The sequence below is a fragment of the Providencia sp. PROV236 genome (assembly GCF_033676985.1).
Classification (GTDB): Bacteria; Pseudomonadota; Gammaproteobacteria; order Enterobacterales; family Enterobacteriaceae; genus Providencia; species Providencia manganoxydans.
Genome location: NZ_CP096297.1, coordinates 1,259,896 through 1,286,379 on the forward strand (window position 1 = coordinate 1,259,896; position 26,484 = coordinate 1,286,379).

Genomic DNA, 26,484 nt, shown 5'->3' on the forward strand with positions numbered 1-26,484 from the left:
CTTTACCTACCTTTAGGTGCTGATTGAGATAAAAATTGCTTTACTATACTCGTTATACTTCAAGTTGCAGCGTTTCTCGTGAATATATAGTGACTTGGTTCACTCGCGCCAGTGGCATCGTTGCTATGTTATTTGCAACGTATTTATTTGTCGCCTAGCCGTATCTTGAATTATTTAGAGTATACCCCAAAAAATCGCCAATTATTTTGCTGATGGCACAAGGTAAGGCTTAAGTTGTGTTTCCATAAAATCCGCAATTGTTGGTTGGGCTTCTACGGTTGGATGAATACCATCTTGCTGGATCCATTCAGGCCGAGTAATGATCTCTTCCATATAAAAAGGGAGCAATGGAATGGCATTTTTTTCTGCCAATGTAGAGTAGACCTTTTCAAAACTGGAAGTGTAGCGTTTACCGTAGTTTGGCGGTATACGAATTTGCATTAAAAGCGGTTTAGCGCCTGTTTGGGTTATTTGTTGAATAATTTGTTGTAAGGTGTTCTCCATTTGCTCGACAGATAACCCTTGCAAACCGTCATTGGCGCCTAATTCGATCAATACCCAGTCAGGTTTGTGTTGTTCAAGTAAAGCAGGAAGACGCTCTAGCCCTTGTGCAGAGGTGTTACCACTGATACTGCCGTTAACTACGGCAATGGGCGGTGACAATTTCTGCCAGCGTTCGGCGAGTAATGAGGCCCATGCCTGCTCTGCCGGTAAACGATAGCCAGCACTTAGGCTGTCACCAAGGATCAATAGTTTTGTGGCTGCGAGTGTTTGACCACTCGCGACAAATAACAGGAGAAATACCAGTAAATGTCGGCGGAAAATATTCTTGAAGTTCATCATCTCGTTAAACGTGTTGGTCAGGGTGAACATGAACTCACTATATTGCAAGGTGTTGAGCTAATTGTCGAGTCCGGTCAAACAATTGCTTTAATCGGCGAATCAGGTTCAGGGAAATCGACCTTATTAGGTATTATCGCCGGTTTAGATGACGGCACTAGTGGTAGCGTGAGTTTACTAGGCCAAGAACTCACTCAGATGAATGAAGAGCAACGCGCTTTTTTGCGTGCAAAAAGTGTTGGTTTTGTCTTCCAATCTTTTATGTTGATACCCACATTGAATGCATTAGAAAATGTGCAATTACCGGCTTTATTGCGTGGTGAATCTGAATCAACCAGTCATCAACAAGCCGCCAATTTATTAGCGGAGTTGGGGCTAGGAAGCCGTTTAAAACATATGCCCGCACAACTTTCCGGCGGTGAACAGCAGCGTGTTGCACTAGCTAGGGCCTTCAATGGTCGACCACAAATACTGTTTGCTGATGAGCCCACAGGTAATCTTGATCGTCACACAGGGGATAAAATTGCGGATTTATTATTTGCAATGAATAAAGAACACGGTACGACGCTGATCCTCGTGACTCACGATAATGAATTGGCAGCTCGTTGTCAGCGTCGCTTACGGTTAGTGGATGGTGTATTGAGGGAAGAGTCATGATTTGGCGTTGGTTTTGGCGTGAGTGGAGAACGCCATCACTACTGATCGTGTGGTTGGCGCTGACACTCGCGGTTGCTTGTGTTTTGGCACTGGGACGGATCAGTGACCGCATTGAAAATAGCATGAGTTATCAAAGCCGTGAGTTACTGGCAGGCGATCTGGTTTTACGCTCTTCTCAGCCTAGTGACGCGACGTGGCTACAACAAGCGAAAGAGAATGGATTAAAACTTAGCCAGCAAATGTCCTTCTCGACAATGGCTTATTCAACTGCGGATGAAAACTTACGACCGCAATTGGTACTGGTTAAAGCCGCCGATGCGGCCTATCCCTTATACGGTGAATTAATCACTGAGCCGGCAGGCCTTCGCCCAACTAAAGGGGAGATCTTGGTTACCCCGCGCTTGCTTGAATTGCTTAATCTGAAAGTTGGCGATGAGATTGATATTGGTGATGCGACATTAAAAGTGGCAGGGCAGTTAATTCAAGAGCCTGACAGTGGTTTTAACCCTTTTCAAATTGCACCTCGTGTTTTGATTTCCCTTGATGATGCGCAAGCAACAGGAGCGATACAGGTTGGGAGCCGTTTAACCTATCGTGAAATGTTTGCGGGAGATACGGCAACTATTGATGCCTTTGAGGCGCAATATGACAAACAACTGAGAACCGATCAGCGTTGGTATACGTTGAAAGATAACAGTGGGGCAGTCGGTAAAACCTTCCAGCGTGCCCAACAATTTTTACTGTTGTCTGTGTTATTGACCTTATTGTTAGCGATCGCCGCGGTGGTGGTCTCGATGAGCCATTATTGTCGTAGTCGTCACCAGCTCGTAGCGGTATTAAAAACATTGGGAGCAGGTCGTTCGGCTTTACAAAAATGGATCATCGGGCAGTGGTTGGTGATATTAATTGCCGCAGCTTTGTTAGGTTCACTGCTTGGGCTCGCGTTCGAAGGGATCTTAATGCAGATATTAGGGGCTATGCTACCTAAAGCATTGCCATCCGCTAGCTTATGGCCTTGGGTATGGGCGATTGGTACGTTATTTGTGATCGCGATTATTGTGGGGATCCGCCCTTATCGCCAATTGATGGCAACCCAGCCATCACGCGTATTACGTGAGGATGCGGCTTCACCGATCTGGCCACTGCGTTATTATTTACCAATTGTGACTTTGATTGTGGTGGGTGGGCTATTTTTGTTTGCGGGCGTTAATCCACTGCTCTGGTCAATTTTAATTGGTATTGTGATTGTTGCTGTTCTATTAGCACTAATTGGTTGGTTAGGGTTGTGGGTATTACGCCAATTTAAGTTTAAACAACTGAGTTTGCGTCTGTCAGTCAGTCGTTTGCTGCGCCAGCCGTTACAAACCATCACTCAAATGAGCGCTTTTTCGCTGTCATTTATGTTGTTAGCGCTATTAATTTTAGTCAGAGGGGATTTATTGGATCGGTGGCAGCAACAATTGCCAGCAGACAGTCCAAACTACTTTCTGATTAATATGAATGAAAGTCAGATCAAACCAGTTACTGAATTGTTGCTCCAACATCAAGTGAAACCGACCGCTTTTTATCCGGTAGTGTTAGCGCGTTTAGCTGAAATTAATGGTACATCAGCGATTGAGTGGGCAGATGCGCGTGATCCCAACAATAATACCGTTCGTCGTGAACTAAGTTTGACATGGCAAGCTAAGCTTCCTGAAGCCAATGTATTAGATCAAGGCACATGGCCACCGAAAGAGGGAGAGGTGTCGATTGAACAAACGGTGGTTAAAGAGCTAGGGATTAAAATTGGCGATAAATTGACATTTAATGCGGGTGCTCAGGTATTTAACGCTACAGTCACGAGTATCCGTACTGTTGATTGGGAGAGCCTACGACCTAACTTTTTCTTTATCTTCTCGGAAGGCACTTTGAAAGATGTGCCAGCGACATGGATGAGTAGCTTCCACTATGAAGGCGATGGCAAATTATTGACTGATTTAAGCCGTAATTATCCAACCATTAATGTGTTAGATACCGGTGCATTGATTGCGCAAATTCAGCAAATCTTGCAGCAAGTTAGCCAAGCGCTAGAAGTGATGGTGGTATTGGTGATCTTCTGTGGCTTGTTATTGCTATTAGCACAAATTCAAGTGGGTATGAGCCAACGAGAGCGTGAATTGGTGGTTTATCGTACGTTGGGGGCAAGCAAAAAGCTGATGCGTCGTACTTTGTGGAGTGAATTTGCTTTATTAGGCTTGATGGCAGGGTTAGCGGCTGCATTTGGCGCCGAGGTAGCATTATGGTTATTGCAAACTAAAGTGTTTGATTTCCCTTGGCAACCTGAATGGTCAATGTGGTTATTACTGCCACTGTGCGCCGCACTATTACTATCTGTATGTGGTAGTTGGCTTGGGTTACGTTTGTTAGGCACAGGTAATCAGCATCGTCGAATGCCAAATAGTTAATTTAACCTTTATGGCTTCTTGTTTATGCAAAAAACAAGAAGCCATTCAAATAATCGTCTTAAAACCATCACGAAACTGTCATTTATCCTGCTTATTATCCCAGCGTCAATAATGATAAACATTACGAATGGGAACATAATAATGCAGCCTCACCGCACCATAAAACTCAGTTCATTATCACTACTTGCAACATTAGTTGCTTTTTCTACTACAGGGTATGCTCAGCAAGAAGTACCAGCGACGCTGGCAGGTCATGCTATTTTAGCAGTTGATTCTACGGTGCCTGCGCCAAAAGATGCACCACAAGACTTACACGTTAGCGGTAAGTATACGACGGGCAATCGTGTTGATGAGCTAGGCAAAGTGGAGGGCAAGTCAGCGGATCGTCCAACAGGTATGAGTGTGCCAATCAACGGTCAGCCACTGCAAGGGCACTCAGGTATTAAACGTATGGCGGATGGCACCTATTGGGTGCTAACTGATAATGGTTATGGTAATAAAGTGAATTCGCCGGATTCGATGCTTTACTTAACGCAATATGATATTGATTTTAAGACAGGTAAAGCGAACCCACTAAAAACAGTGTTCTTCCATGATCCAGATAAAATCATTCCATTTCATATTATTAATGAAAGTAGCGATAAGCGTTATTTGACAGGCAGTGATTTCGATCCTGAAAGCTTTCAATTTGCAGATGGTGCGTTGTGGGTGGGCGAAGAGTTTGGGCCATACCTCATTAAGATGGATCTGGATGGCAAAGTATTAGCATTATTTGAAACTGAAGTTGATGGCAAAAAAGTGGTTTCTCCAGATCATTATCAAGTGACTACCCCAGGGAAACCAGCGGACAAAGTCAGCTTCCAAGTCAATCGTTCAAAAGGTTTTGAAGGAATGGCTTCTTCGCCTGATGGCAGCAAGTTATATCCAATGCTGGAAGGGGCTTTATGGAATGAAGAAAAACAGGATTATGAAAATGTCGCTGGAAAACGTGCGGCACGAATTCTTGAATTCGATGTTAAAAACCAACAGTGGACAGGTCGCAGCTGGTTATATGTTTTCGAAGATAATCAAAATGCGATAGGCGATTTTAATATGATCGATGATACACATGGATTGATTATTGAACGTGATAATGGCGAAGGAACGGCGGACAAAGCTTGTGCTGAAGGTGCTACGGATACCACAAACTGCTTTAATAATTTAGCTAAATTCAAACGCGTTTATCGCATTGAGTTTTCAGATAAAAACCAAGGTACATCGGTTGATAAGCAAGCTTATATTGATTTAATGAATATTAAAGATCCAGAAGGTGTCGCCAAGAAATCATTAAATAATGGCGTGTTTACCTTCCCATTCTTTACCATTGAAAACGTTGATGTTGTTGATAATGAACACATCATTGTTGGCAACGACAATAACTACCCATTCTCATCTAGCCGTGAGCCAAATCAAGCAGATGATAACGAGTTTATCTTGTTGAAAGTGCCTGCGTTGTTAAATCCTTAGTTTCCTTGTTTATTGATTTTGCTCGGGCTCATCACCCGAGCTTTTTTTATTTTTTGACTGACAAAACAGGTGGTTTCATCATTAAAGTAAACATCAGGATCACAATCACGGGGGTTGCAATAATTAAAAATGCGGGGGTAAAACTATCGGTATAGTCTTTTACTGCCCCAGCAATAAAGGGGGCAAGACAAGCAACGGTAGAGATCAAATTGACCACCGAGAACAGCTCTAGATAGGGGCCGCGGCCAAAATAGTTTGACAGTAGCACGCTGGAAGCCAAAAAAGTCATGCCATAGCCAATGCCTACGCACAGCACAAATAAGATCAACCATATCCATGAAGTGGCGATACTCAAGCAGATAACGCCAAATACCATGATAATCAAACTTCCGATGAGTAATTTTTTAGGCTCTAGCCACTCCCCAGCGGCACCACCAATAAATCGTGAAAAAGCATTCACAAAAGCCATTGTACTAAGCAAAGAAACGGCAACGGTCATACCAAAACCGCGCTCTTCAATGTGGGCGACGGCAAAGCTATTCACCGTGATCCCACACCATAAAAAGGATGTGTAAGTGGCGGCAATCAAATAAAACTGCCAAGTACGTAATGCACGATGTACCGTCCAAACTTCTTTAGTACGATAGATAGGCTTACTTGCATCACTAATCTGTTTTTGCATGATGTTCTTAGCATGCTGCTGTTCGCGTTTTCCTTCACGCAGTGCCAGTATGGTGATTAGGGTCACTACACTGAGGTAAATGGCACAGAGTACCCAATGCATGCGCCATGAGCCCATTTGATTTGAAGCGTAGAAATAGATCCAAGGGCCTGCAACACCACCTAAACCACCAATAGTGAAATAAAGACCAAATGCAAGTGATTGTTTTTCAAATAATCGGGAGAGAACATAAGTGCCTGGTACTGTAGCTAACAGGGTGAAGCCAATACCAATCAGGGCCGTACCCAGAAAATACTGACTAATCGTCTCGGTTGAGTAGAGGCTATAAAAACCCGCAACAAATATTAAGGTACCTAGCAATAATGTTAGGCGAACCCCGATTTTGCGGATCAACAAAGAGGGAAGAAAACTGGCTAAGCCACAGGTCAAACCCAGTAAGGTGAACCCAAAACCTGCTTCAGTCCAACTCCATTTTAACTCACCTATCATCCCAGGTAGTACTACCCCAAGAGAGGTAAAGGTAGTTGCCGTGGCAAGGAAATACACCATTCCTAATAGGATAAGAATGCTCCACTGATACAGTGGGCTAAACAGTGGGGAATTTGTGGTTGCCATTTCAACTCCAGTCACACTACCGGTTTTATTGGCGAAAGCGGCAGCGAAGTAAAACGCAAGATGCCCGAAAAATCGGGCATTGTATTATCTATACTCTAAATAATTCGAGGTGCAGCTAGTCGACAAACGAGTAAGTCGCTAAGAGCAGACATAGGCATGTGGCTAAGTACGAGTGAGCAATAGCTCACCATACCTAAATACACAGTGCTGCATCTTGAAATATGACGAGTGTGGCTATTTTCGCTGTTTATTTGCTTCGATACCAGCCTAATTTTGTATTAGCCCACTCAATGCCAATTTTATACTCATTTGGCAGCATACTCGCTAAGGACGTGAGAGTATTTATCAGCACTGAACTATCGCTGTGTGTTAGGTTTAAATGGCCCACTTTGCGAGCAGGACGCACTTCTTTTTCATACCAATGCAAATGGACTAACGGTAAGCTTAACCATTGCGCGTTTACTGCTGTACCAATCAAGTTCACCATAACGGATGGGCTAAACACTTCAGGTGATGGCATCGGTAAGTCTAAAATAGCGCGTAAATGTAGTTCAAATTGGCTAATCGAAGCGCCATTTTGCGTCCAATGGCCGCTGTTGTGTACACGAGGTGCAATTTCATTAATCAGTAATTTATCACCAACCACAAAACACTCCATTGCCATCACACCAATATAATCGAGCTCATTCATGACAGCGCTTAACATTTGTTGAGCTTGCTGTTGTTGTGGGTTAGATGTTTTAGGAAAGGCGACACTGGTACGTAAAATGCCCTCTTGGTGAAGGTTATGGGTGATAGGATAAAACACACACTCACCAGCGCGATTACGCGCACCAATCACAGAGATTTCAGCATCAAATGGGATCCCTTGCTCGACAATACATTCACCGTAGATTTCATCGGGGAGGCTGGTTTCATCACCGGGGCGAACTCGCCATTGGCCGCGCCCATCATAGCCGCCAGTCCTACGTTTCACGATCAAAAAATCACCGAGTGTGGCAAATAGCTCAGACCATTGTGATTTAGACTCAAGTGCTGTCCAAGACGCTGTAGCTAAATGTAATGAATCAAACAGCGTTTTTTGTGGAAGCCTATCCGCTAAACGTGGAAATATATCACGGTTAATGAATGCATTATGGCGTTCTAACTCTTTAGTTAATGGTGTTTCAGGCCAACGTTCAATTTCAGCGGTGATCACGCTTTGCTGATAAGGAACGGCTTCAGGCTCTGCATCTAAACCCACAGGAAAGACAGCGATACCAAGAGGTTCACCTGCTTGGCGCAACATTCGCCCTAACTGACCATTGCCAAGAACACAAACCGGTTTCATTGCGCCTCCCGAGGATCAGGGTTATTTAGCACATCATTAGTTTGTGTTTCACGCCATGTGGTTAAACGAGCAAACAGAGTTGCGTCAGTGGTAGCAAGGATCTGCGCTGCTAAAAGAGCCGCATTTGCTGCGCCTGCTTTACCAATTGCCAATGTGCCAACAGGGATCCCTTTAGGCATTTGTACGATGGAATAGAGGCTATCAACACCGCTTAATGCTGCGCTCTGTACTGGCACGCCTAATACCGGCACTAAGGTTTTCGCCGCTAACATACCCGGTAAATGGGCTGCGCCACCAGCACCTGCAATGATCACATCGAACCCATTATCTTTAGCTTGTTCGGCAAAAGAAAACAATTTGTCTGGAGTACGGTGCGCAGAGACTATTTCAACGTGAAACGGCAATTGCAGCTCAGTTAATACATCAGCAGCATGTTGCATTGTCGTCCAGTCACTCTTAGAACCCATAACAATGGCGATTTTTGCCGCAGATTGAGCAGGTACTTGGGCAGTCATGTGGTGTGATCCCTGTGGTTAATAAATTTTCACCGTAAGGTGGGAAAAATGAATTGCCCTGATCATATCATGGTAACTGAGTAAGGAAAACGTTTGCGTGGTTAAAATATCAGCAAACGAATGCGTGTTAGAGGGAATAATTTATTCAGGTTGGAATGGGAAAAAAATTAAATCGATACCTTGTTTATCGATAACAAATGCGGAACCCTCATGGTGCCATGCACCCAAAACACCACGGAAGCACTGTTTATCACCCACTGAAACTTCATGAATAGCAGGACGGTGTGTATGACCGTGGATCATCCAGTCAGCTTGATGGTGGTTTAAAGCATTAATCACGGCTTGTGGGTTCACATCCATAATGGATTCGGCTTTCATACTGCTGGCATATTGGCTATTTTTACGCATTTTTTCCGCAATACGGCGACGAATAAATAAAGGTAACATCAGGAAAATGCGTTGGATCCATGGGGTGTGTACTTTTTTGCGGTAATCTTGATAGGCTTGATCATCAATGCATAAGGTATCACCATGCAAGATAAGTATCCGCTTTCCATATAATTCAAGTAAGGTTTCTTGCGGTAAGATTGTCATGCCACACTGTTTGGCATAGCGTTGACCCAATAAAAAGTCACGATTACCATGGATAAAGTAGCAAGGAATACCTCGTTCACTGAGCATTTTTAGGCTGTCTGCCACTTGCTGGTGAAGTTCGGTTTGGTCATCATCGCCAATCCAATAATTAAAGAAATCACCAAGTATATATAGGCTGTCGGCATGGATGGCTTGCTGATGAATAAAATTGATAAAACCGGCGGTGATCGCCGGTTCATCTTCACTCAAATGCAAATCTGCAATGATATAAGTGGACATGTGTGCCTAATTATTCACCGACAGTCACTTTTTCGATCAGAACATCTTCACGTGGAACGTCTTGGTGATAACCGCTATTGCCTGTTGAGACACCTTTGATCTTATCAACCACGTCCATACCTTCAACCACTTCTGCAAATACGCAGTAGCCCCAGCCATCTGGGCGCTCTGAACGGAAGTTTAGGAAGTCGTTATCAACCACGTTGATGAAGAATTGTGCTGTCGCTGAATGTGGGTCGTTAGTACGAGCCATTGCGAGCGTACCACGAGTGTTTTTTAAGCCGTTGTTAGCTTCGTTTTTGATCTGTGCTTTAGTGTCTTTTTGCTTCATGCCTGGTTCGAAACCGCCACCTTGGATCATGAAACCGTTAATAACACGGTGGAAAATGGTATTATCGTAAAAACCTTCACGGCAGTAATTTAAAAAGTTTTCGACGGTTACTGGAGCTTTATCGTCAAAAGTTTTAATAACAATGTCACCGTGATTGGTATGAAAAGTAACCATAATAGCTATCCTGAATAATTGTATTTTATACACCTTCTGAAGAAGGCGTTGTTGTCACAAAGTTTATATCACAGATGAAACGCGACTTGAAGTGACAGAGCTTGATCCGCTAATGAAAAATATACCCGAAATCCTTCAAGTGCAGCGGTGTTGACGACACTCAGCTAGCGGAATCACATCGTTTATCTATGCTTCTCGCCTATCTTCACTTGTCGTCTACCTGCAACGCGAATTATTTGGCGTATAGACGGATAAATACTGTGGTTAAATCTTGCATTATTACTGTGTTCAGGTTTGAATACTGTGTTATTTTATAAAAATTAATATCTTTTATAATTATAGCTATAATGCGCTCAAACGAGCGATGCTCTAAAACACACGTACAGATAACATGGAATAATCAGATGCTACAGATTTTTAATACACTGAGCCGTCAAAAAGAAGAATTTAAGCCTATTCACTCAGGAAAAATTGGGATGTACGTGTGTGGCATTACCATTTACGACTTGTGTCATATTGGTCATGGGCGTACGTTTGTGGCATTCGATGCTATCAGCCGTTACCTGCGTTATTTAGGCTATGATTTAAACTATGTGCGTAACGTGACTGATATTGACGATAAAATCATCAAACGTGCAGCAGAAAATGGTGAATCTGTTGAAGAACTGACGACCCGTATGTTGGCTGAAATGCATAAAGATTTTGATGCATTAAATATCTTACGTCCTGATAGCGAGCCACGTGCAACACAGCATATTAAAGAAATTATTGAAATCACCGAGTTGCTGATCCAACGTGGTCATGCTTATGTGGCAGATAATGGCGATGTTATGTTTGAAGTTAAAACCGATGAAAACTACGGTTTGCTATCACGCCAAGATCTGGAACAGCTGCAAGCAGGCGCTCGTGTTGAAGTCGCTGATATTAAACGCAATCCAATGGACTTTGTGTTGTGGAAAATGTCGAAAGAGGGGGAGCCTAGCTGGGAGTCACCTTGGGGCCTAGGCCGTCCGGGTTGGCATATCGAATGTTCGGCGATGAACAGCAAAGCTTTAGGCAACCATTTTGATATTCATGGTGGCGGTTCTGATCTGATGTTCCCACATCATGAAAATGAAATCGCGCAATCGTCATGTGCGCATGATGGTCCATATGTCAATTACTGGATGCATTCAGGTATGGTGATGGTTGATCGCGAAAAAATGTCTAAATCGCTGAACAACTTCTTTACTATCCGTGATGTACTGGAATATTACGATGCGGAAACGGTGCGTTATTTCTTATTATCCGGTCATTATCGTAGCCAATTGAATTATACAGAAGAAAACTTAAAGCAGGCACGTACTGCCCTTGAACGTTTATATACAGCGTTACGGGGTACTGATAAATCAGTTGCTGCTGCTGGCGGGGAAGTCTTTAAACAGCGTTTCGAAGAAGCAATGAATGACGACTTTAATACCCCAGAAGCCTATTCGGTATTGTTTGATATGGCGCGTGAAATTAACCGACTGAAATCAGAAAATAGGGTTGCTGCTGATGAGTTAGCAGCAGAACTGCGTAAACTGGCTAATGTACTGGGACTATTGGAACAAGATCCTGAAGCCTTCTTGCAAGGTAATGCACAAAGTGAAGGCGATGAAGAAGTGGCTAAAATCGAAGCGCTGATTAAGCAACGTAATGATGCACGCCAAAGCAAGCAATGGGCCTTAGCGGATGCAGCTCGTGATGAGCTGACAGCAATGGGGATCGTGTTAGAAGATGGTGCTCAAGGGACTGTCTGGCGTCGTAAGTAAGCGCTTATATTAAAAAAATTAGCCCGTTGATAGTATTTGACACTGTCAGCGGGTTTTTTTATTGGTATTGGCTAAATTTGCAAGCGAATTAACCTTGTTTAATAAATAATCTTATTAACAGAAGCGTAACAGGAGGTGCTTTTGGACGTTCGATTACTTTATTTTTCAAACAAGGATTGTCTATGTTACCGATTTCACATACATCGCCTATCGCTGTTACTTCATGTTCCCCTAATCAGTTAAGCACTAAACCTGATTTATCCGACTCGGCATCATTTATAAATCAAATCTCAGAGATAAAAAACACCCCGACATCTCCCCAAAATACAAAACCAGAAATGCCTATTTCGGGTTCTCTTAGGCAAAGAAAGCTGGGAACGGGGGAGTTAAAGCTAAATTTTTTAAAGACTTCAAAAGTTGCTACTGACCAAGTGTCATCAGACTTTGAAAAACTAAAAGTGAATCTAGAGAATAATTATATTTGTGTTGACTCAAGCCGTTATCCTGAAGTGACAAATGCGAATAAAACCCAAGTGTCTTTTACGGATGAAAAAACTAAGGAAACGGTAGGTTTAGCTGCAAATTATTTGCAAATTGCGGGAAAGAATATCGCTATTCGTACTCAATATCCTAAAGATAAAACGTCAGCCATAGAACAACATTTAAAAATGCTGATGGAAGAAAAACCGAGTGTGCTAGTGGTCATTGCTTCTCAAAATGATATTGATGGGGCAAATCTGCAAAGTAATCCAGAAAAAAGGTTTCCACTCTATTTCAATCATGATGCTAGCTATGGTTCTATTGACGTAAAATCAGAGAGTGGTGATACGTTGAAGTATGCTGATCAAGTGAATGCTGATAGCTATCAATTGACACTGATTAAAGCTAATCAAACGCTAACACTCCCCGTCATTCATATAACCAATTGGAATGACAGAACGACCATTTCAGCAGAGGCACTTCGAACATTAGCCATTAAGATTAATAGTAAAGGGGAAATGCCTGTTATCCATTGCCTTTCAGGATCAGGGCGTACTGGGGCTATTGCGGCAGCGATGCAATTAACTCAACCAGACAATCAATATTCAGCTTATCAAGTCGTTGAATCGTTACGTAATACCGGAACACCACATATGGTGCAAACGGAAGAACAGTATCGAACATTAACAGAGCTGGAAGGATAAAATCATTTTATATTATAGTCTATTTGAATGGATTAAATGATTTGAGTTATACAACTAATTGATATTATGGCTAAATTTGAAAGCATTAAATTTAGCCATAATTAATAATGAGGATAAATAATATGTAATACTAATTAGTAGATTACCTTTTTCAAGGTAAAAAAGGGGATAATATGCTCAACACTACACCAAACAAATTGAATTTAGATAATTTTAAAGAATTGGAACAAACATTATCTAATAATTTAAAAACAGCGAAGAGTGTTCAATGCACGAAAGAACAATCAAATGGCATCGCTGAAGCAGGAAGTAGCCGCTTTACAGATAATATTCAAAGCACAAAAAATGTGTCTGATACGGCACCTTCTCGATTGCAAAGGTTTTTCACGGCAGTCAAAAAAGCTTTTGCTCCTCTAATTAATTTGATTATCAAAGTTGACTCAGATCAAAAAGCAAAAACTGCAGATCATACAACTGAGCTAGCTACTGCTAATTTTTTTTCTAGATATGTAGATAATACATCGCCAAAATTATCGCCATCATCGGTGTCATCACCAAGTAATGATATTGAATGTATTGATAGTGATTATGATTGGTTATGGCAATATCAGTCTCGGCCGTTGGCAACTCCTTTCGAATCCTTATCGAAGGTAACTGAAACTCAGACGAAAAACTTAGGTGAAAAACAAGACGATAACGTTATTTATTCAGAGCATAATAAAGAGATGAAAAAAACTGCAGTATCAGATTACTCAAACAAGATTAGTACTAGCAAAGGAGATTGGGGGGTTAATGCGGATAAAGAGGATACCCCACCATCTATCCAAGAAAAAATGGCAGAATCCTATCAAATACCTAGAGAATATATGCAAGGTGCTTACATAGACAAAAGCTCTGGTATTGAGGAGCCAATTTTTGGCTATTTAAAACAAGGTAAGTCAAACTAAGCTTGAATTGGTATGAATACATAAAAACTCCCCCATGTAGGGGGAGAAAAAATACAAGTATTTCAATTTATACCAACATCAAATAAGACTTGCCATTTCTTGTTGCGCCTCTTGTGAGCTCGCTTTCTTGAGAATGGCATAAAGGACACCAGACACTAGCGTACCAATCACGATAGCCAGTAAATACGTTAATACATGATTTATCGCGCCAGGGATCAACAATACAAATAAACCTCCGTGTGGCGCCATTAATTGGATACCAAAGTACATTGATAACGCACCAGTGATTGCACCACCAATAATACAGGTCGGTAATACACGGATAGGATCTTTAGCGGCAAATGGAATTGCCCCCTCTGAAATAAAACATAAACCAAGTACAAAAGAGGCTTTACCCGCTTCACGCTCCGCTGGAACAAATTTGTGTCTTGCCAGCAAGGTTGCAACACCCATTGCTAATGGGGGAACCATTCCCGCCGCCATAATCGCAGCCATCGGTGCGTAGGTTTGTGAACTTAATAGCCCGACCCCAAATGCATATGCAGCTTTATTAACAGGTCCTCCCATATCGGTACACATCATCGCACCAAGGATCGCACCTAAAATTACCGCGTTAGTCGTTCCCATGGTGTTCAGCCAATTAGTCAACCAATCCATTAACCAAGCTACGGGATGACCAATCACATAGATCATCGCTAATCCTGTAAACAAGGTTGATATTAGCGGTACAATTAAGATTGGTTTCAGTGCTTCCATTGTTTGCGGTAATTTCAATCGCGTACTTATAAAGTGGGCGCTATAACCCGCAAGGAAACCCGAAATGATCCCGCCTAAAAAACCGGCACCTAAAGTGGTAGCCAGTACACCACCTACTAAGCCCGGTGTTAAACCTGTGCGATCGGCGATGGAATAGGCGATATAACCAGACAAAACGGGAACCATTAGGGCTAGAGCTGTTTGTCCACCGATTAAACTAAGCGCCCAAGCTAATGAGCCTTCAACACTGGAAGCGTCTAAGCCAAATGCAAAAGATAAAGCAGTACATAGACCACCAGCCACGACCATCGGCAGCATGTAAGAAACACCGGTTAATAAGTGGCGATAAACGCCTCTTTTTTCACCTTTATTACCAGTTTGCGCTGTTGATTTGCCACCTTTAGGAGTAAATAGCGTGGCTTCTGCTTGGGCTTTATCAAGCTCTTGAGCGGTTTTCTTCAAGGCTGCACTGGTCGACGTACGATACATGCGTTTTCCCGCAAATTTATCGACGTTGACCTCAATATCTGCTGCAAGAATCACTAAATCTGCTTTAGCAATTTCTTCTTCAGTAATTTCGTTACCGACTCCGACGGAACCACGGGTTTCAACTTTGATGTTCCAACCGCGCTTTTTCGCCTCAGCTTCCAGCGCTTCAGCTGACATATAAGTATGCGCAACTCCAGTTGGGCAAGCTGTAACAGCAAGAACAGAAAAAGGTGCTGAAGTATCAGCTACAGGTTGTGCTGCTTGATATAGTGTGGCCTGTTGTTTTGCATGTTGTAGACATTGACTTGGATTTTGTACCGCATTTTCGATGGTATCGAAATAGACCTTTTTACCTGTTAAATCATAATGTTCAAGGATATTATTACCAACAACAATAACCATATCTGCTGTCGATAGATCTTCAGTCACAGTCAGCTCTTGAGCGGTCGCTGTACTTGTTAATGCGTCAATTGCTAGCCAAGCCGCAGCAGGATCCTGTTGACGATTTGCTATGATGAATAGTTTCATGGTGTCCTTCCTTACTCAGGCTTGAAAGGTTGTAGATCAACACGCGCCATCATACGTGCAAGCTGTTCACGATCAGTGATACCTACATTCGGTTGTGATACGGCAAGCGCAGATACAGCGGTTGCAAGTCGTAGAGTATGCTCACTGGTTTGACTCATCATCAGGCCATAGATCAAACCTCCGACCATAGAGTCTCCTGCGCCAACCGTACTGATCACCTCACATTGTGGTGGTTTAGCAAACCAAGCACCGGATGAATTCACCCACATAGCCCCTTCGGCCCCTAAAGAAATGACCACATGTGCGATACCTTGTGCACGAAGCTGATTGGCAGCTTCAACAATATCTTTACGGGTTGGTAATGATCTACCCGCCCAAATTTCTAGTTCACGATGATTAGGTTTGACTAACCAAGGAGCGGCTTTTAAACCTGCGACAAAAGCTTCACGGCTGCTATCAAAAATGACGCACATGCATTCATTACGTAATCGCATCATCCATTTAGTGAACTCTTCTAATGCCACTCCTTTAGGTAAGCTGCCACTAACACAAATCATATCGAATTGCCCAGCCCAACTTAGTGAATCAGCAACAAAGCGTTGCCAATCAGCTTTGGTGACTTCAAAGCCAGAAAAGTTAAAGTCAGTCACTTCTCCTGTTTTTTCAGTGAGCTTGACGTTGATACGAGTTCGCCCGTCAACCACTTGGAAGCGGTTGGCAATACCCGTTTCGCTAAAAACTTTTTGAAAACCATCTTGGTTTTCTTTTCCTAGAAAACCGCCGACAGTGACATCAATACCAAGGTTTTTAAGGACTTTAGCGACATTGATACCTTTACCTGCGGCGTGTAGGCCAGCAGTTTTTACTAAGTTCACCTCACCTTTATCAATTTCAGGCAATAGGCCAACTAAGTCGTAGGCTGGATTTAAGGTAATTGTGGCGACTCTACGGCTCATGCTACCTCCTCACCAAGCCCATCATTAATAGCTTGAGCAATAGCTGACATCGCTTCAGCGGCATCACTCCCTTGTGCATTGATGCGCAGGCGATGGCCTTTTTTAGCGCCTAAACTCACCATTTTCATTAAACTGCGTCCATTTACAGGTGTTGCTGAACCATCAAGGTTAGCCACGGTAACATTGCTTGCGAATTTTTTAATTGTGCTGACTAATATCGTACTTGGGCGTGTATGCAGCCCGTGTGGATTACGAACGACAAATTCTTCAGTAATACCTTCAGCTGTCTCAGTTTCAGGCTGATTACGGCCTGCTAATAAAGAAGCAAGTGCATCAGCGTCAGTCACTTGCAGCAGGGTTTCAATTTGTTGATGCTGAAGTATTTGATTCAGATTAGAAAGAAACAGTGCGACTTGGTCATCTGCATATGAGAGGGTGATTAGCATTTTAACAGGGTGTTCTTGGTAGCTCAGCGCTGATTGAGTTGTCGCTAAAGTGACAGCACTGCACAGATTTCCTACAGGGCTATCACTTAACCAAACACCTTGCCCAAGGTAATGTGGCGTTTGAGTCAAAACATGAGAGATAAATTCGGCATCGATGGCCTGATTATCTTGTAAATGAGCTAAATTCAAGACTTGTAATGAATTCAAACTATGGGCTTCTGCGTTTAATGTCACCATGTTGCCATTAAATAGGAGGGGCTGAATAGTTTTCTCACCCATTAAAAGGCTACGTAACAGTTCAGCTGAATCGGCCTTTGCCATCGCATCTGCAATGGTTTCATCATTGATGACATGTGTGAGTTGGCGTAGTAGTGCAAGATGTTCGTTAGAGTGTGCCGCAATACCAATAACAATATAGGCTACTTGCTCATCACCCCAATCAATACCTTTAGGAAATTGGAATACGGCAACCCCAGTTTTAATCACTTGATCACGGGTATCTGTTGTGCCGTGAGGGATTGCAATACCATTGCCAAGGAAAGTCGGTGCTTGGTGTTCTCTTGCGAGCATTCCAAGTACATAACCTTCTTTAACATAACCAGCTTCAGCCAGTGCTGTGGCGACTTGCTGAATAGCTTCCTCTTTACTATTCGCCGTCGCCGCAAGATGTATATCTTGTACTGACAGGTTAAACATAGTATCTCCTCATTGCTATAATGTAAGAATCGATTCAGCTAAAAAGTGGATGATTGTTGTGAGTTTGACTTAAGGTTGACTTGTTATCGTTATCATTGTAGCTGAATCGTTTCTATTTGTTTAATTAATCTACTCTAGTTTATCTTTGAATGACTAATGAATTAATGAGTAAATGTGATCGAAATCTAATTTTTACGCTTAAAATGTCATTTGGCTGAAGTTTGCTGAAGGGGGCCATTTCAGCTATAGGTAAAAGTACGTCAGAGATACATGGAATGGATGGAAGGTATTAATGATGTTGGTTTAGATTTAAAGCACAAAAAGGAGGGGATTTACATGCAGAGCGATGAGTGAGTAAAAGAAAAGTAGCTGATATTAATATCAGCTACTTTTGTATTTATTCTTGAACTTTAATTTTTTGGTTACCCATAGAAACGATTTTTCCAGCGGGGATCTTGCAACGCTTACGAGTCTCAATGATGCCATCAACTTGAACTAAACCATCTGCGATCATTGCCTTAGCCATCGCTCCACTTTCTGCCCAACCTTCAATTTTGAGCAAGTCACACAGTTCAATATGTGGGTGGCCTTCAAGTTTGAAAATTTCCATTACTGCTCCTGATTAACTTAAATATTGTGATATTCTTCGCACGCTTGTAGCGTATTTTGGATAAGTGTGGCGACCGTCATTGGACCAACACCACCCGGAACAGGGGTGATCCAAGAAGCATGTTTTGAGGCTTCATCGAAGTCAACATCACCAGTGACTTTACCATTTTCAAGGCGGTTAATACCGACATCAATGACGATGGCACCTGGTTTGACCCAGTCACCAGGAATAAAATTAGGTTTACCTACAGCGACCACTAACAAATCTGCATTACGGACATGTTGTTCGAGATCTTTAGTGAAACGATGAGTGACGGTTGTGGTGCAACCTGCAAGAAGTAACTCAAGGCTCATTGGTCGACCAACAATGTTTGATGCACCAATAATAACGGCATTCAGCCCATAAGTATTGATACCATAGCGATCTAAGAGTGTGACAATTCCTCGTGGTGTACAAGGGCGCAGGCGTGGAGCACGTTGACATAAGCGGCCAACATTGTATGGATGGAAGCCATCCACATCTTTGTCTGGGTGAATACGCTCGATGACTTTGACATTATCGATGCCAGCAGGAAGCGGTAATTGGACTAAGATACCATCAATTTCAGTGTCTTGGTTTAAATCGTCGATCAGTTTAAGAAGCTCTGCTTCGGTTGTTGTATCAGGCAAATCATAAGAGCGAGATAGGAAACCAACTTCTTCACAGGCACGGCGTTTGCTGCCTACATAAATTTGAGAAGCGGGGTTTGCACCGACTAAAATAACAGCCAGACCGGGAGCACGTTTACCTTGATCTAGACGTTGTTGTACTTTTTGGGCAACTTCTTGCCGAATTGTCTGCGCAATCGTTTTCCCATCAATAATTTTTGCTAACATCTGTAACTTAATCCATATATGAGGCTTTGGGGATATAGCTATTTTGTCAGAAGTTAGCACTAATGTCAGTCCCATCTGTAACATAAAATGAGCAGATAGTAATTTTAGTAGAGAAAAGCCATTGACTCAGCGCGTAGCAACCGTATAATTCAACGCCATCAGCCAGATAGGTTGAAGCATTTCCCTAATGCGCCCTTAGCTCAGCTGGATAGAGCAACGGCCTTCTAAGCCGTAGGTCACAGGTTCGAACCCTGTAGGGCGTACCATTTGAAATCAATATGTTGCGCCAGTTTTAATCCTGCTTGATTTCCTCCTTGTGTCGTTATCATCAAATATTACATCAATTTGCCTTGCGTGCTCACTTAAATGATTGGGCGCTAAATGAGCGTATCGCCTTACCATTACTACTTTGATAATGCCATGGTGCTACTATCAATACCTGAAGCTAGCTATTGGATGTACATCAAAGACTGACCACTCCCAACAATACCAGAGGCTTTAAAGTGTTGCGGATAAAAAAATAAAAAATAGATAACCGTTAAATCCAATATGTAAAATAATAAAAGCACTGGAAATTATATATTTTATCGATAATTTTTGTGTTAAGTGATAAATAAATCCAGATAAAACACAAGCACCTAAAATAACTTTTAAAAGGTATGAGGCTAGTATTGAATATAAAAGAGATTCGCCGGGATGAGTGATAAACCTAATTGGAATTGTTTTAAATAGAGTGCTAATTAAGAATTGAGTAATAAACCAAAAGATAGCAACATTTAAAAGAGGATATTGACCTGTCACAAGTTTTTTAAATGGATTCATATGAAGTTATCATGATTAAGTGTGAAAATGAAAAATACTATAAATTAACATCTAACGCAAATATTAGAACAGTGGAGCTAACAGTGAGTGATAAATTTGAGTTAATATGATTGAGTTAATGACGCAAGATATATGGAAATTTTTTTATTAGTAGGGTGCATAATGTCATTATTTTTTGTAATTTCATGTGGTTGCTATGGGGATGGGTTGCTTAAAAAGGGAGTCATAATATTGCGAATCGAGCTCGTAAATGATGAAGATTTAATCTATTATAGAAACAAAAGCTCTAAGCCATCTGGAAAACTTTAATTTTCATGGAACTGCTATCATTACATATTCCTGCTTAATATTAATAATGAAAATATTAATTGATAAATTAATAAACAAAAAGAAGACATCTACCTTCAAAAATCCAATCTCAAAGGCATTATCAATATTCTTTCAAAAGTAACAAAAGCCGGAAAGCGTTACCGAATCAAAATCATCGAATGGCTAATGGATAAATGGAAGCTTGAGCGACTAAAAGTTAACAAGCCTCATTAATATCATATCTTAATTAATCCTCTTTGGTGGTTTTGTAAACCTAATCAAAGTAATACAGCCGCTCCTTGGCGTGATTGATGGGAGATATGTTTGATGATCTTTCTTAGTATCATCAGACATATTTTCTGAAGGACGTCAATCGTTCTGGCTGGAAATATAAGTTCGCCATAAGAGCCAAAGGTCTAATCAAAATATTTTTAACGTGGCATTTAGTGAGAAAATGAGTTTATAAGTTGATTTAACGATTGATATGTTATTTAACTCATTGAATTAATTTAATTTCTGGTTTTTTGAATATTTTGGGGTAAATATGAAGTGCATGAGAAAATTTATTTTTATTTCAATGACGCCATAATGAAAGTAATATTATCAACTTGTGTTTCTATATAACATGTATTAATTGTATCTATATTTTTATTTCAATATAGCATAAGGAATAGTTATGGAGATGTTGCTCATTTTCTTATTAATAGGGTGTGTTACTGGGGTTTTAGCTGGTTTGCTTGGTATAGGCGGCGGAACAATCATAGTACCTATTATTATATACACAGTGACACAGCAAGGCATGCCTTATGAATTGACAATGAAAATAGCCTTAGCTACCTCATTCTCTGTTATCATTTTTTCTACTGCATCTTCTGCCTATTCTCACAGCAAGCATAAAGCCATTCTTTGGAATGAATTCCCATATCTATCTGTTGGTACCATTATTGGGGTATTTTTAGGCTCTTATTTCGTTCATAAAACTTCGGATATTATCTTACAGGTTATTTTTTGTCTTTTTATGGGATATACCATTTATACTTTATTATTTTCGAAAAAAAATGAAGCTGACCGAATCGAAAATGTAGATGATCCTGTTATAACAAAACCTTGGCTATCCGGTGGTGGAGTATTTATCGGGTTTATTTCCAGTTTTATCGGTATTGCAGGCGGAGCTATTACAGTGCCTCTTCTGAGTACATGGGGATTTAATACTCGAAAATGTATAGCGACATCTTCAATGCTGGGTGTTGTTTTAGCAACAATTGGGGCTATATCAGGGATTATTTATGGTTGGAATAAAACGGAAATCACAGATTACTATCTAGGTTTTATTTATCTCCCAGCGTTTGTTGGTATTGGTATAACCAGTGTTTTATTTGCTCCACTTGGTGTGAAATTTTCCTATAAACTTCCGGTTAAAGTGATCCGTCAAATATTTGCGGTATTTTTAATCTTAGTTGTGAGTAAAATGATCCATCTGATTATATCTTCTGGTTCAATCTAATTCAGATTATCATTATTGAGTAGGGTTTTGAGGGAGTTATTTCATCATTTAATTTTATCAGTGCTCTGATATTGCAGAAAGTGAATGTCTTTTTATATTAAAATTCAGAGAATTAACTAATTTTAGTGTTTTGTCACTCGGTTGATATTTATATTTTGATGTACCAACATAATTGCTGATTCTAAAATTATGTGTATTTGAATTTGTTCGAATTGTCACTCGATGATAACTGAAACTATGATGCTTATATTGCGCTAATCTTAATTAAGATTTTTTATATGTCAATGCATGTGTTTTGACGTATATGTTTATTGAGTGTACTCTTAGGCTATAGATAGTAAGGAGCATGTATGGAACCATTACAACTGTTTAAAATTTTAGGGGATCAAACCAGACTCGATATCGTATTGCTTTTGAAAGCATCTGGTGAGCTGTGTGTTTGTGATATCTATACGGCCTTAAATTTATCGCAACCAAAGACATCTCGACACTTAGCAATGTTAAGAGAGTCTGGTCTTTTGCTCGACTCAAAACATGGTAAATGGGTTCATTATCGATTATCTCCAGCATTACTACCGTGGGTGAAAAGTATCATTGATGTCACCTATGCCACAGAGAAAAATAGAGTGGCAGATTTACTCAAAAGCTTAGAGACAAAAGAGTCTGCGAGTAGTTGTTCCGCATAAAATTTTTTAAATTAACATATATGGAAAAACATATGTAAGGTTGGGTTATGAAAAAACTAAAAGTATTTGATCCTGTATTATGCTGTAGCACAGGTGTTTGTGGAGCGTAAGTCACTCCTGCATTAGTAGACCTCACAAGAGAGCCCGACAGGTTAAAAAATAAGTTAATGCAAGAGCCTATACATTTTTTTATAACAAAAAAGTGGGGGTATCCTTGAAATCTCAAGAGCCGATTCATTTGCATTATTGATTTTAAAACAAGAAAGGGTGTAAAAGCACCTTTTAAACGAGGTAGTTATGTTTATTGCCGCATTAATTTTTATTTTAACGATCACCTTTGTTATTTGGCAGCCCAAAGGACTGGGTATTGGCTGGAGTGCTACAGCAGGGGCTGTATTGGCACTGATCTTTGGTGTGATCAGTTTTCAAGATATTCCGATTGTTTGGAACATTGTTTGGAATGCCACTGCGACATTTGTTGCAGTAATTATCATTAGCTTACTTTTAGATGAAAGTGGTTTCTTTGAATGGGCTGCATTACATGTTGGCAAGTGGGGCGGTGGTAAAGGAAAGCTGTTATTCAGTTATATCGTGCTACTTGGTGCAACGGTGGCGGCCTTATTTGCTAACGATGGTGCAGCATTGATATTAACGCCCATTGTGATTGCGATGTTATTGGCACTTGGTTTCAACAAAGGCACCACATTAGCATTTGTTATGGCTGCTGGGTTTATTGCAGATACGGCGAGCTTGCCGCTGATTGTTTCGAACCTCGTGAATATCGTTTCTGCGGACTTCTTTAATATTGGATTTACGGAATATGCATCAATTATGGTGCCAGTAGATATTGCTGCAATTATCGCAACACTCGTGATGCTGCATTGGTTTTTCCGCAAAGATATTCCTAAACAATATGATGTTACCAAACTGAGTGAACCGACTTTAGCCATTAAGGACATGACAACGTTTAAAGCTGGTTGGCTGGTATTGGTACTGCTACTTATTGGTTTCTTTGTCTTAGAACCATTAGGTATTCCAGTGAGTGCAATTGCAGCTATTGGTGCCTTAATTCTTTGGGTGATTGCAGCCAGAGGCCATACGATTAATACCAGAAAAGTGTTACGTGGCGCACCTTGGCAAATCGTTATTTTCTCTTTAGGGATGTACTTGGTGGTTTATGGTTTAAGAAATGCAGGGTTAACCGATTATCTTTCTGAAACGCTCAGTTACCTTGCAGACAAAGGACTATGGGTTGCCACTCTAGGAACGGGATTTATTACCGCATTTTTATCATCCATAATGAACAATATGCCAACGGTATTAATTGGCGCGTTATCTATTGAAGGAAGTGAAGCGACAGGGTTAATTCAACAAGCGATGGTTTATGCCAATGTGATTGGTGCCGATTTGGGTCCAAAAATCACACCAATAGGTAGTTTGGCTACATTGCTGTGGCTGCATGTTTTATCGCAAAAAAACATGACCATTACATGGGGATATTATTTCAAAACAGGGATTATCATGACTATCCCTGTGCTGATTGTCACACTCGTTACTTTAGTACTTCGACTTTCACTGTTAAATTAAAGGTAACCCCATGAATGAGATCACTATCTACCATAACCCCAATTGTGGCACTTCGCGTAATGCCCTTGCAATGATCCGCAATAGTGGTATTGAGCCAACGATTATCCATTACCTAGAAACGCCGCCGAGTAAAAATGTTTTAGTACAACTCATTGCGGATATGAACATCACGGTAAGGGAGCTATTACGAAAAAATGTTGAGCCGTATGAGCAATTAAATTTAGAACAAGATAACCATACAGATGAGCAACTCATTGATTTTATGTTGCAGTACCCGATATTGATTAATCGACCAATTGTCGTCACTCCGCTAGGGGTAAAGTTGTGTCGGCCTTCTGAGGTGGTGCTAGATATACTTCCTAATCAGCAACAAAGTGAATTTATCAAAGAAGATGGTGAGGTTATTGTTGATAAGCAAGGGAGAAGAGTAAAGTAAATGGCTCTTTAAAATCATAGCTCTTGGTTAATGTTTATCCGTGACAGGCCAGTTTTAATTAAACTGGCTACTTGAATTATAGGGTATAATTCAATACTGATATGCTTAATGGCTGAGTTATATGTACAAATTATCTCGTTGAGTCTGAGTTGATGTCTTAGGTTTCTAAAAACAAGTACCCTAATTTATTGTGTATAGCATGTTTTATTGTAAGTTAAATTCTGTGTTTTGTGGAAAAAATTGTTGGTGTATTTATTGATATAAAATTATACAAACACAAATTTAAGCTTCTTTTTTCTCATTTAATGTAATAAAAATTAATATAATAAGAGCTGAATGCCCCCATGGCATAAGCTTTAATGTATACATAAGATACATCATTATTACTCATTTTTGTTGTATTTTCATTTGGTTATGTAAGAAGTAAGTATCTATTGTAGCATATTTCATCGTATTCGATTTGGCTGGATTGTTGTTTCAATAGTCCAGATTTAATTAAAAAAACTCATTAGGTTACTTGTTGCAATGTTCATGCTTAAGGTAAATTTATTTATTAGTACAATAATGAGTTGTAATTTATTTTGGTGCTTAATTCTATCAAGTTAACTTTTGATGCTCTCAAATTGTACATTGTTATTTGTTGGTAATATAATCAACTAAATTGGCTGATCCTCTTATGTAGTAGAGTAGAGATAAAAAATTGTAAAATTTTACAGTTTATATGATTAAACCAATTGTTTAAATTTATTGCTTATATTAAAAATATACTGCGATGTGCATTTACTACTATAATGATTAATATCGTTAAATATCTCTTGATAATGGGATAGCGTATGGAAGATTTAATTCTAGGGGGTACGGTTTTTATACCCGGGATTGCTTTGGTGTTTTTTTTAGGTTTCTTTTCATGGTTATTAATTAGAGTAGTTTACGCAAACTTAGTGAGCAAATATGAATATGCAGGAAGCTTATTCGACATTTCTATGCTGTTTCTCTGCATTTTGGTCATGCATTTCATTCTTAATTCATGGTTGGTAATATAATGAATATAAAGAAATATTTATTAATTGTGATATCTGTATTCATCATTGTTTCGTCTATATATTTATTATGGAACCATTATGCATTAAGCCCATGGACTCGGGATGGTAGAGTAAGAGCTGAAATCAACCAAGTGACAGCAGAGGTTTCAGGGAAAGTTGAGCAATTGATGATCATCGATAACCAAGAAGTCAAACAAGGTGAATTATTACTTGTCGTTGATCCTACTGACTATGAAATCAAACTACGTCAATCTGAATTAGAACTTAATGATTTAGTGGTTCAATACAATTTTGCCAAGAACCAATTAGCAAGGCGTACTAAACTAAGTCAGGTTGCGATATCTAAGGAAGAGCTAGATGATGCAAAGTCGCGCCAAGAAAGCTTAGCCAAAAAAATTGAATTAGCAAAGGTGAAGATTGAAAAAGCTAAACTTGACCTATCAAGAACACAAATTCATTCACCAGTAAATGGCTTTATTACTAATTTGAATTTGCGTACAGGGAATTATATTAATGCAGGCTCCCCTCTATTTGCGATCGTTGATAAAGATTCTTTCTATGTGATTGCTTATTTAGAAGAAACTAAAATGGCCAATGTTGTTGTTGGTGATAATGCAAATATAAAGTTGTACGGCAACAATCATGAATTAAAAGGCAAAGTACAAAGCATTGGTCGAGCAATTGACGATAACAACTCTACGACAGGAAGCCAGCTACTTGAAAATATACAACCTAACTACCCATGGGTCCGATTAGCACAAAGAGTACCAATTAAAATATCATTAAATGATACTCAAGGAGTAACCCTTATACCGGGTACGACTTGCACTGTATTTATTGAAGACTAAGT

Annotated in this window: 24 protein-coding genes, 1 tRNA gene and 1 pseudogene; 13 read left to right on the forward strand and 13 right to left on the reverse strand. The window is 40.4% G+C overall.

The features are described 5' to 3' along the window. Nucleotides 1-201: 201 nt before the first annotated feature. On the reverse strand, nt 202-843 hold the full coding sequence (tesA, locus tag M1E96_RS05420; protein ID WP_140181711.1) for a multifunctional acyl-CoA thioesterase I/protease I/lysophospholipase L1: 642 nt from the start codon (nt 841-843) through the stop codon (nt 202-204). On the opposite strand from tesA, the gene ybbA reads away from it, so the two are divergent. The 3 genes from ybbA (at nt 811) to M1E96_RS05435 (ending at nt 5,447) form a co-directional block, all read left to right on the forward strand. Continuing rightward, a complete protein-coding gene (ybbA, locus tag M1E96_RS05425) occupies nt 811-1,497 on the forward strand; it encodes a putative ABC transporter ATP-binding protein YbbA (RefSeq protein ID WP_272580194.1) in 687 nt (228 codons plus the stop codon). The genes tesA and ybbA overlap by 33 nt on opposite strands. Beyond that, complete coding sequence (ybbP, locus tag M1E96_RS05430; RefSeq protein ID WP_319066299.1) at nt 1,494-3,941, forward strand: putative ABC transporter permease subunit YbbP; 2,448 nt, start codon at nt 1,494-1,496, stop codon at nt 3,939-3,941. Before ybbA ends, ybbP begins: the two co-directional genes overlap by 4 nt. Nucleotides 3,942-4,082: 141 nt before the next feature. Beyond that, nucleotides 4,083-5,447, forward strand: a complete 1,365-nt coding sequence (locus M1E96_RS05435) for an esterase-like activity of phytase family protein (RefSeq protein WP_369427408.1) — start codon at nt 4,083-4,085, stop codon at nt 5,445-5,447. 46 nt (nt 5,448-5,493) lie between these two features. Here the strand turns inward: M1E96_RS05435 and M1E96_RS05440 are convergent, their stop codons facing one another. From M1E96_RS05440 to ppiB, 5 genes are all read right to left on the reverse strand, one after another. Further along, nucleotides 5,494-6,744, reverse strand: coding sequence for a CynX/NimT family MFS transporter (locus M1E96_RS05440; RefSeq protein ID WP_272580193.1), 1,251 nt, complete (start codon nt 6,742-6,744; stop codon nt 5,494-5,496). Between the two features lie 247 nt (nt 6,745-6,991). Further along, on the reverse strand, nt 6,992-8,074 hold the full coding sequence (gene purK, locus M1E96_RS05445; protein ID WP_349485417.1) for a 5-(carboxyamino)imidazole ribonucleotide synthase: 1,083 nt from the start codon (nt 8,072-8,074) through the stop codon (nt 6,992-6,994). After that, on the reverse strand, nt 8,071-8,589 hold the full coding sequence (gene purE / locus M1E96_RS05450; protein ID WP_070925139.1) for a 5-(carboxyamino)imidazole ribonucleotide mutase: 519 nt from the start codon (nt 8,587-8,589) through the stop codon (nt 8,071-8,073). Before purE ends, purK begins: the two co-directional genes overlap by 4 nt. Nucleotides 8,590-8,730: 141 nt before the next feature. Beyond that, nucleotides 8,731-9,462, reverse strand: coding sequence for a UDP-2,3-diacylglucosamine diphosphatase (gene lpxH / locus M1E96_RS05455; RefSeq protein WP_070925138.1), 732 nt, complete (start codon nt 9,460-9,462; stop codon nt 8,731-8,733). Between the two features lie 10 nt (nt 9,463-9,472). Continuing rightward, the gene (gene ppiB, locus M1E96_RS05460) at nt 9,473-9,967 is read right to left on the reverse strand and encodes a peptidylprolyl isomerase B (RefSeq protein ID WP_070925137.1); all 495 of its coding nucleotides are present in this window, start codon (nt 9,965-9,967) and stop codon (nt 9,473-9,475) included. Nucleotides 9,968-10,371: 404 nt separating this feature from the next. Here ppiB and cysS point away from each other — a divergent pair, with 404 nt between their 5' ends. The 3 genes from cysS to M1E96_RS05475 all read left to right on the forward strand — a co-directional run bounded on the left by cysS (nt 10,372) and on the right by M1E96_RS05475 (nt 13,891). Then, entirely contained in the window at nt 10,372-11,760 is a 1,389-nt protein-coding gene (cysS, locus tag M1E96_RS05465) for a cysteine--tRNA ligase (protein WP_070925136.1), read from the forward strand. 182 nt (nt 11,761-11,942) lie between these two features. Further along, complete coding sequence (locus M1E96_RS05470; RefSeq protein WP_272580191.1) at nt 11,943-12,944, forward strand: protein-tyrosine phosphatase family protein; 1,002 nt, start codon at nt 11,943-11,945, stop codon at nt 12,942-12,944. A 173-nt stretch (nt 12,945-13,117) separates the two neighbouring features. Beyond that, on the forward strand, nt 13,118-13,891 hold the full coding sequence (locus M1E96_RS05475; RefSeq protein WP_272580190.1) for a hypothetical protein: 774 nt from the start codon (nt 13,118-13,120) through the stop codon (nt 13,889-13,891). Nucleotides 13,892-13,969: 78 nt separating this feature from the next. Here the strand turns inward: M1E96_RS05475 and fruA are convergent, their stop codons facing one another. The 5 genes from fruA to folD form a co-directional block, all read right to left on the reverse strand. Beyond that, nucleotides 13,970-15,664, reverse strand: coding sequence for a PTS fructose transporter subunit IIBC (gene fruA / locus M1E96_RS05480; RefSeq protein WP_272580189.1), 1,695 nt, complete (start codon nt 15,662-15,664; stop codon nt 13,970-13,972). 11 nt (nt 15,665-15,675) lie between these two features. Further along, on the reverse strand, nt 15,676-16,620 hold the full coding sequence (fruK, locus tag M1E96_RS05485; protein ID WP_369427409.1) for a 1-phosphofructokinase: 945 nt from the start codon (nt 16,618-16,620) through the stop codon (nt 15,676-15,678). Then, the gene (gene fruB, locus M1E96_RS05490; RefSeq protein ID WP_369427410.1) at nt 16,617-17,762 is read right to left on the reverse strand and encodes a fused PTS fructose transporter subunit IIA/HPr protein; all 1,146 of its coding nucleotides are present in this window, start codon (nt 17,760-17,762) and stop codon (nt 16,617-16,619) included. The genes fruK and fruB overlap by 4 nt, the downstream gene beginning before the upstream one ends. 397 nt (nt 17,763-18,159) lie before the next feature. Then, nucleotides 18,160-18,372, reverse strand: coding sequence for a ribosome-associated protein YbcJ (gene ybcJ, locus M1E96_RS05495; RefSeq protein ID WP_070925132.1), 213 nt, complete (start codon nt 18,370-18,372; stop codon nt 18,160-18,162). Nucleotides 18,373-18,389: 17 nt separating this feature from the next. Further along, nucleotides 18,390-19,247: a bifunctional methylenetetrahydrofolate dehydrogenase/methenyltetrahydrofolate cyclohydrolase FolD gene (gene folD / locus M1E96_RS05500; protein ID WP_272580187.1), complete on the reverse strand. Its 858-nt coding sequence runs from the start codon at nt 19,245-19,247 to the stop codon at nt 18,390-18,392. Nucleotides 19,248-19,436: 189 nt separating this feature from the next. Here folD and M1E96_RS05505 point away from each other — a divergent pair. Next, a tRNA-Arg gene (locus M1E96_RS05505) sits at nt 19,437-19,513 on the forward strand. Here M1E96_RS05505 and M1E96_RS05510 read toward each other — a convergent pair. Continuing rightward, nucleotides 19,484-19,655, reverse strand: a pseudogene (locus M1E96_RS05510) (hypothetical protein); the annotation flags it as partial. The gene M1E96_RS05505 and the pseudogene M1E96_RS05510 sit on opposite strands and share 30 nt — an antisense overlap. Before the next feature lie 90 nt (nt 19,656-19,745). Further along, the gene (locus M1E96_RS05515; RefSeq protein ID WP_272580186.1) at nt 19,746-20,069 is read right to left on the reverse strand and encodes a hypothetical protein; all 324 of its coding nucleotides are present in this window, start codon (nt 20,067-20,069) and stop codon (nt 19,746-19,748) included. A gap of 985 nt (nt 20,070-21,054) precedes the next feature. Between M1E96_RS05515 and M1E96_RS05520 the strand changes: the two genes are divergently transcribed. The 6 genes from M1E96_RS05520 to M1E96_RS05545 all read left to right on the forward strand — a co-directional run bounded on the left by M1E96_RS05520 (nt 21,055) and on the right by M1E96_RS05545 (nt 26,482). Next, complete coding sequence (locus M1E96_RS05520; protein WP_319066286.1) at nt 21,055-21,882, forward strand: sulfite exporter TauE/SafE family protein; 828 nt, start codon at nt 21,055-21,057, stop codon at nt 21,880-21,882. 350 nt (nt 21,883-22,232) lie between these two features. Continuing rightward, nucleotides 22,233-22,568 (forward strand): metalloregulator ArsR/SmtB family transcription factor, encoded by a 336-nt coding sequence (locus M1E96_RS05525; RefSeq protein ID WP_036968128.1) that lies wholly within the window; start codon nt 22,233-22,235, stop codon nt 22,566-22,568. A gap of 47 nt (nt 22,569-22,615) precedes the next feature. Continuing rightward, complete coding sequence (locus M1E96_RS05530) at nt 22,616-22,678, forward strand: arsenic metallochaperone ArsD family protein (RefSeq protein WP_369097338.1); 63 nt, start codon at nt 22,616-22,618, stop codon at nt 22,676-22,678. Nucleotides 22,679-22,865: 187 nt separating this feature from the next. Continuing rightward, nucleotides 22,866-24,155 carry an arsenic transporter gene (locus M1E96_RS05535; RefSeq protein WP_272580184.1) on the forward strand — a complete coding sequence of 430 codons (1,290 nt, stop codon included), beginning with the start codon at nt 22,866-22,868 and terminating at the stop codon, nt 24,153-24,155. A gap of 10 nt (nt 24,156-24,165) precedes the next feature. Further along, nucleotides 24,166-24,591: a glutaredoxin-dependent arsenate reductase gene (gene arsC, locus M1E96_RS05540; protein ID WP_272580183.1), complete on the forward strand. Its 426-nt coding sequence runs from the start codon at nt 24,166-24,168 to the stop codon at nt 24,589-24,591. Nucleotides 24,592-25,633: 1,042 nt separating this feature from the next. Continuing rightward, the gene (locus M1E96_RS05545; RefSeq protein WP_070925125.1) at nt 25,634-26,482 is read left to right on the forward strand and encodes an HlyD family secretion protein; all 849 of its coding nucleotides are present in this window, start codon (nt 25,634-25,636) and stop codon (nt 26,480-26,482) included. Nucleotides 26,483-26,484 lie beyond the last annotated feature (2 nt).

Bases quoted from the DNA above. Each gene is read 5' to 3' on its own strand.
- lpxH (WP_070925138.1), bottom strand. From the start codon at position 9,462: ATGTCCACTTATATCATTGCAGATTTGCATTTGAGTGAAGATGAACCG.
- M1E96_RS05470 (WP_272580191.1), top strand. From the start codon at position 11,943: ATGTTACCGATTTCACATACATCGCCTATCGCTGTTACTTCATGTTCC.
- M1E96_RS05545 (WP_070925125.1), top strand. From the start codon at position 25,634: ATGAATATAAAGAAATATTTATTAATTGTGATATCTGTATTCATCATT.
- arsC (WP_272580183.1), top strand. From the start codon at position 24,166: ATGAATGAGATCACTATCTACCATAACCCCAATTGTGGCACTTCGCGT.
- ybbA (WP_272580194.1), top strand. From the start codon at position 811: ATGTCGGCGGAAAATATTCTTGAAGTTCATCATCTCGTTAAACGTGTT.
- M1E96_RS05435 (WP_369427408.1), top strand. From the start codon at position 4,083: ATGCAGCCTCACCGCACCATAAAACTCAGTTCATTATCACTACTTGCA.
- purK (WP_349485417.1), bottom strand. From the start codon at position 8,074: ATGAAACCGGTTTGTGTTCTTGGCAATGGTCAGTTAGGGCGAATGTTG.
- M1E96_RS05475 (WP_272580190.1), top strand. From the start codon at position 13,118: ATGCTCAACACTACACCAAACAAATTGAATTTAGATAATTTTAAAGAA.
- cysS (WP_070925136.1), top strand. From the start codon at position 10,372: ATGCTACAGATTTTTAATACACTGAGCCGTCAAAAAGAAGAATTTAAG.
- fruA (WP_272580189.1), bottom strand. From the start codon at position 15,664: ATGAAACTATTCATCATAGCAAATCGTCAACAGGATCCTGCTGCGGCT.
- M1E96_RS05520 (WP_319066286.1), top strand. From the start codon at position 21,055: ATGGAGATGTTGCTCATTTTCTTATTAATAGGGTGTGTTACTGGGGTT.
- M1E96_RS05535 (WP_272580184.1), top strand. From the start codon at position 22,866: ATGTTTATTGCCGCATTAATTTTTATTTTAACGATCACCTTTGTTATT.
- fruK (WP_369427409.1), bottom strand. From the start codon at position 16,620: ATGAGCCGTAGAGTCGCCACAATTACCTTAAATCCAGCCTACGACTTA.
- ybbP (WP_319066299.1), top strand. From the start codon at position 1,494: ATGATTTGGCGTTGGTTTTGGCGTGAGTGGAGAACGCCATCACTACTG.
- folD (WP_272580187.1), bottom strand. From the start codon at position 19,247: ATGTTAGCAAAAATTATTGATGGGAAAACGATTGCGCAGACAATTCGG.
- ppiB (WP_070925137.1), bottom strand. From the start codon at position 9,967: ATGGTTACTTTTCATACCAATCACGGTGACATTGTTATTAAAACTTTT.
- M1E96_RS05440 (WP_272580193.1), bottom strand. From the start codon at position 6,744: ATGGCAACCACAAATTCCCCACTGTTTAGCCCACTGTATCAGTGGAGC.
- ybcJ (WP_070925132.1), bottom strand. From the start codon at position 18,372: ATGGAAATTTTCAAACTTGAAGGCCACCCACATATTGAACTGTGTGAC.
- M1E96_RS05525 (WP_036968128.1), top strand. From the start codon at position 22,233: ATGGAACCATTACAACTGTTTAAAATTTTAGGGGATCAAACCAGACTC.
- purE (WP_070925139.1), bottom strand. From the start codon at position 8,589: ATGACTGCCCAAGTACCTGCTCAATCTGCGGCAAAAATCGCCATTGTT.
- M1E96_RS05515 (WP_272580186.1), bottom strand. From the start codon at position 20,069: ATGAATCCATTTAAAAAACTTGTGACAGGTCAATATCCTCTTTTAAAT.
- tesA (WP_140181711.1), bottom strand. From the start codon at position 843: ATGATGAACTTCAAGAATATTTTCCGCCGACATTTACTGGTATTTCTC.
- fruB (WP_369427410.1), bottom strand. From the start codon at position 17,762: ATGTTTAACCTGTCAGTACAAGATATACATCTTGCGGCGACGGCGAAT.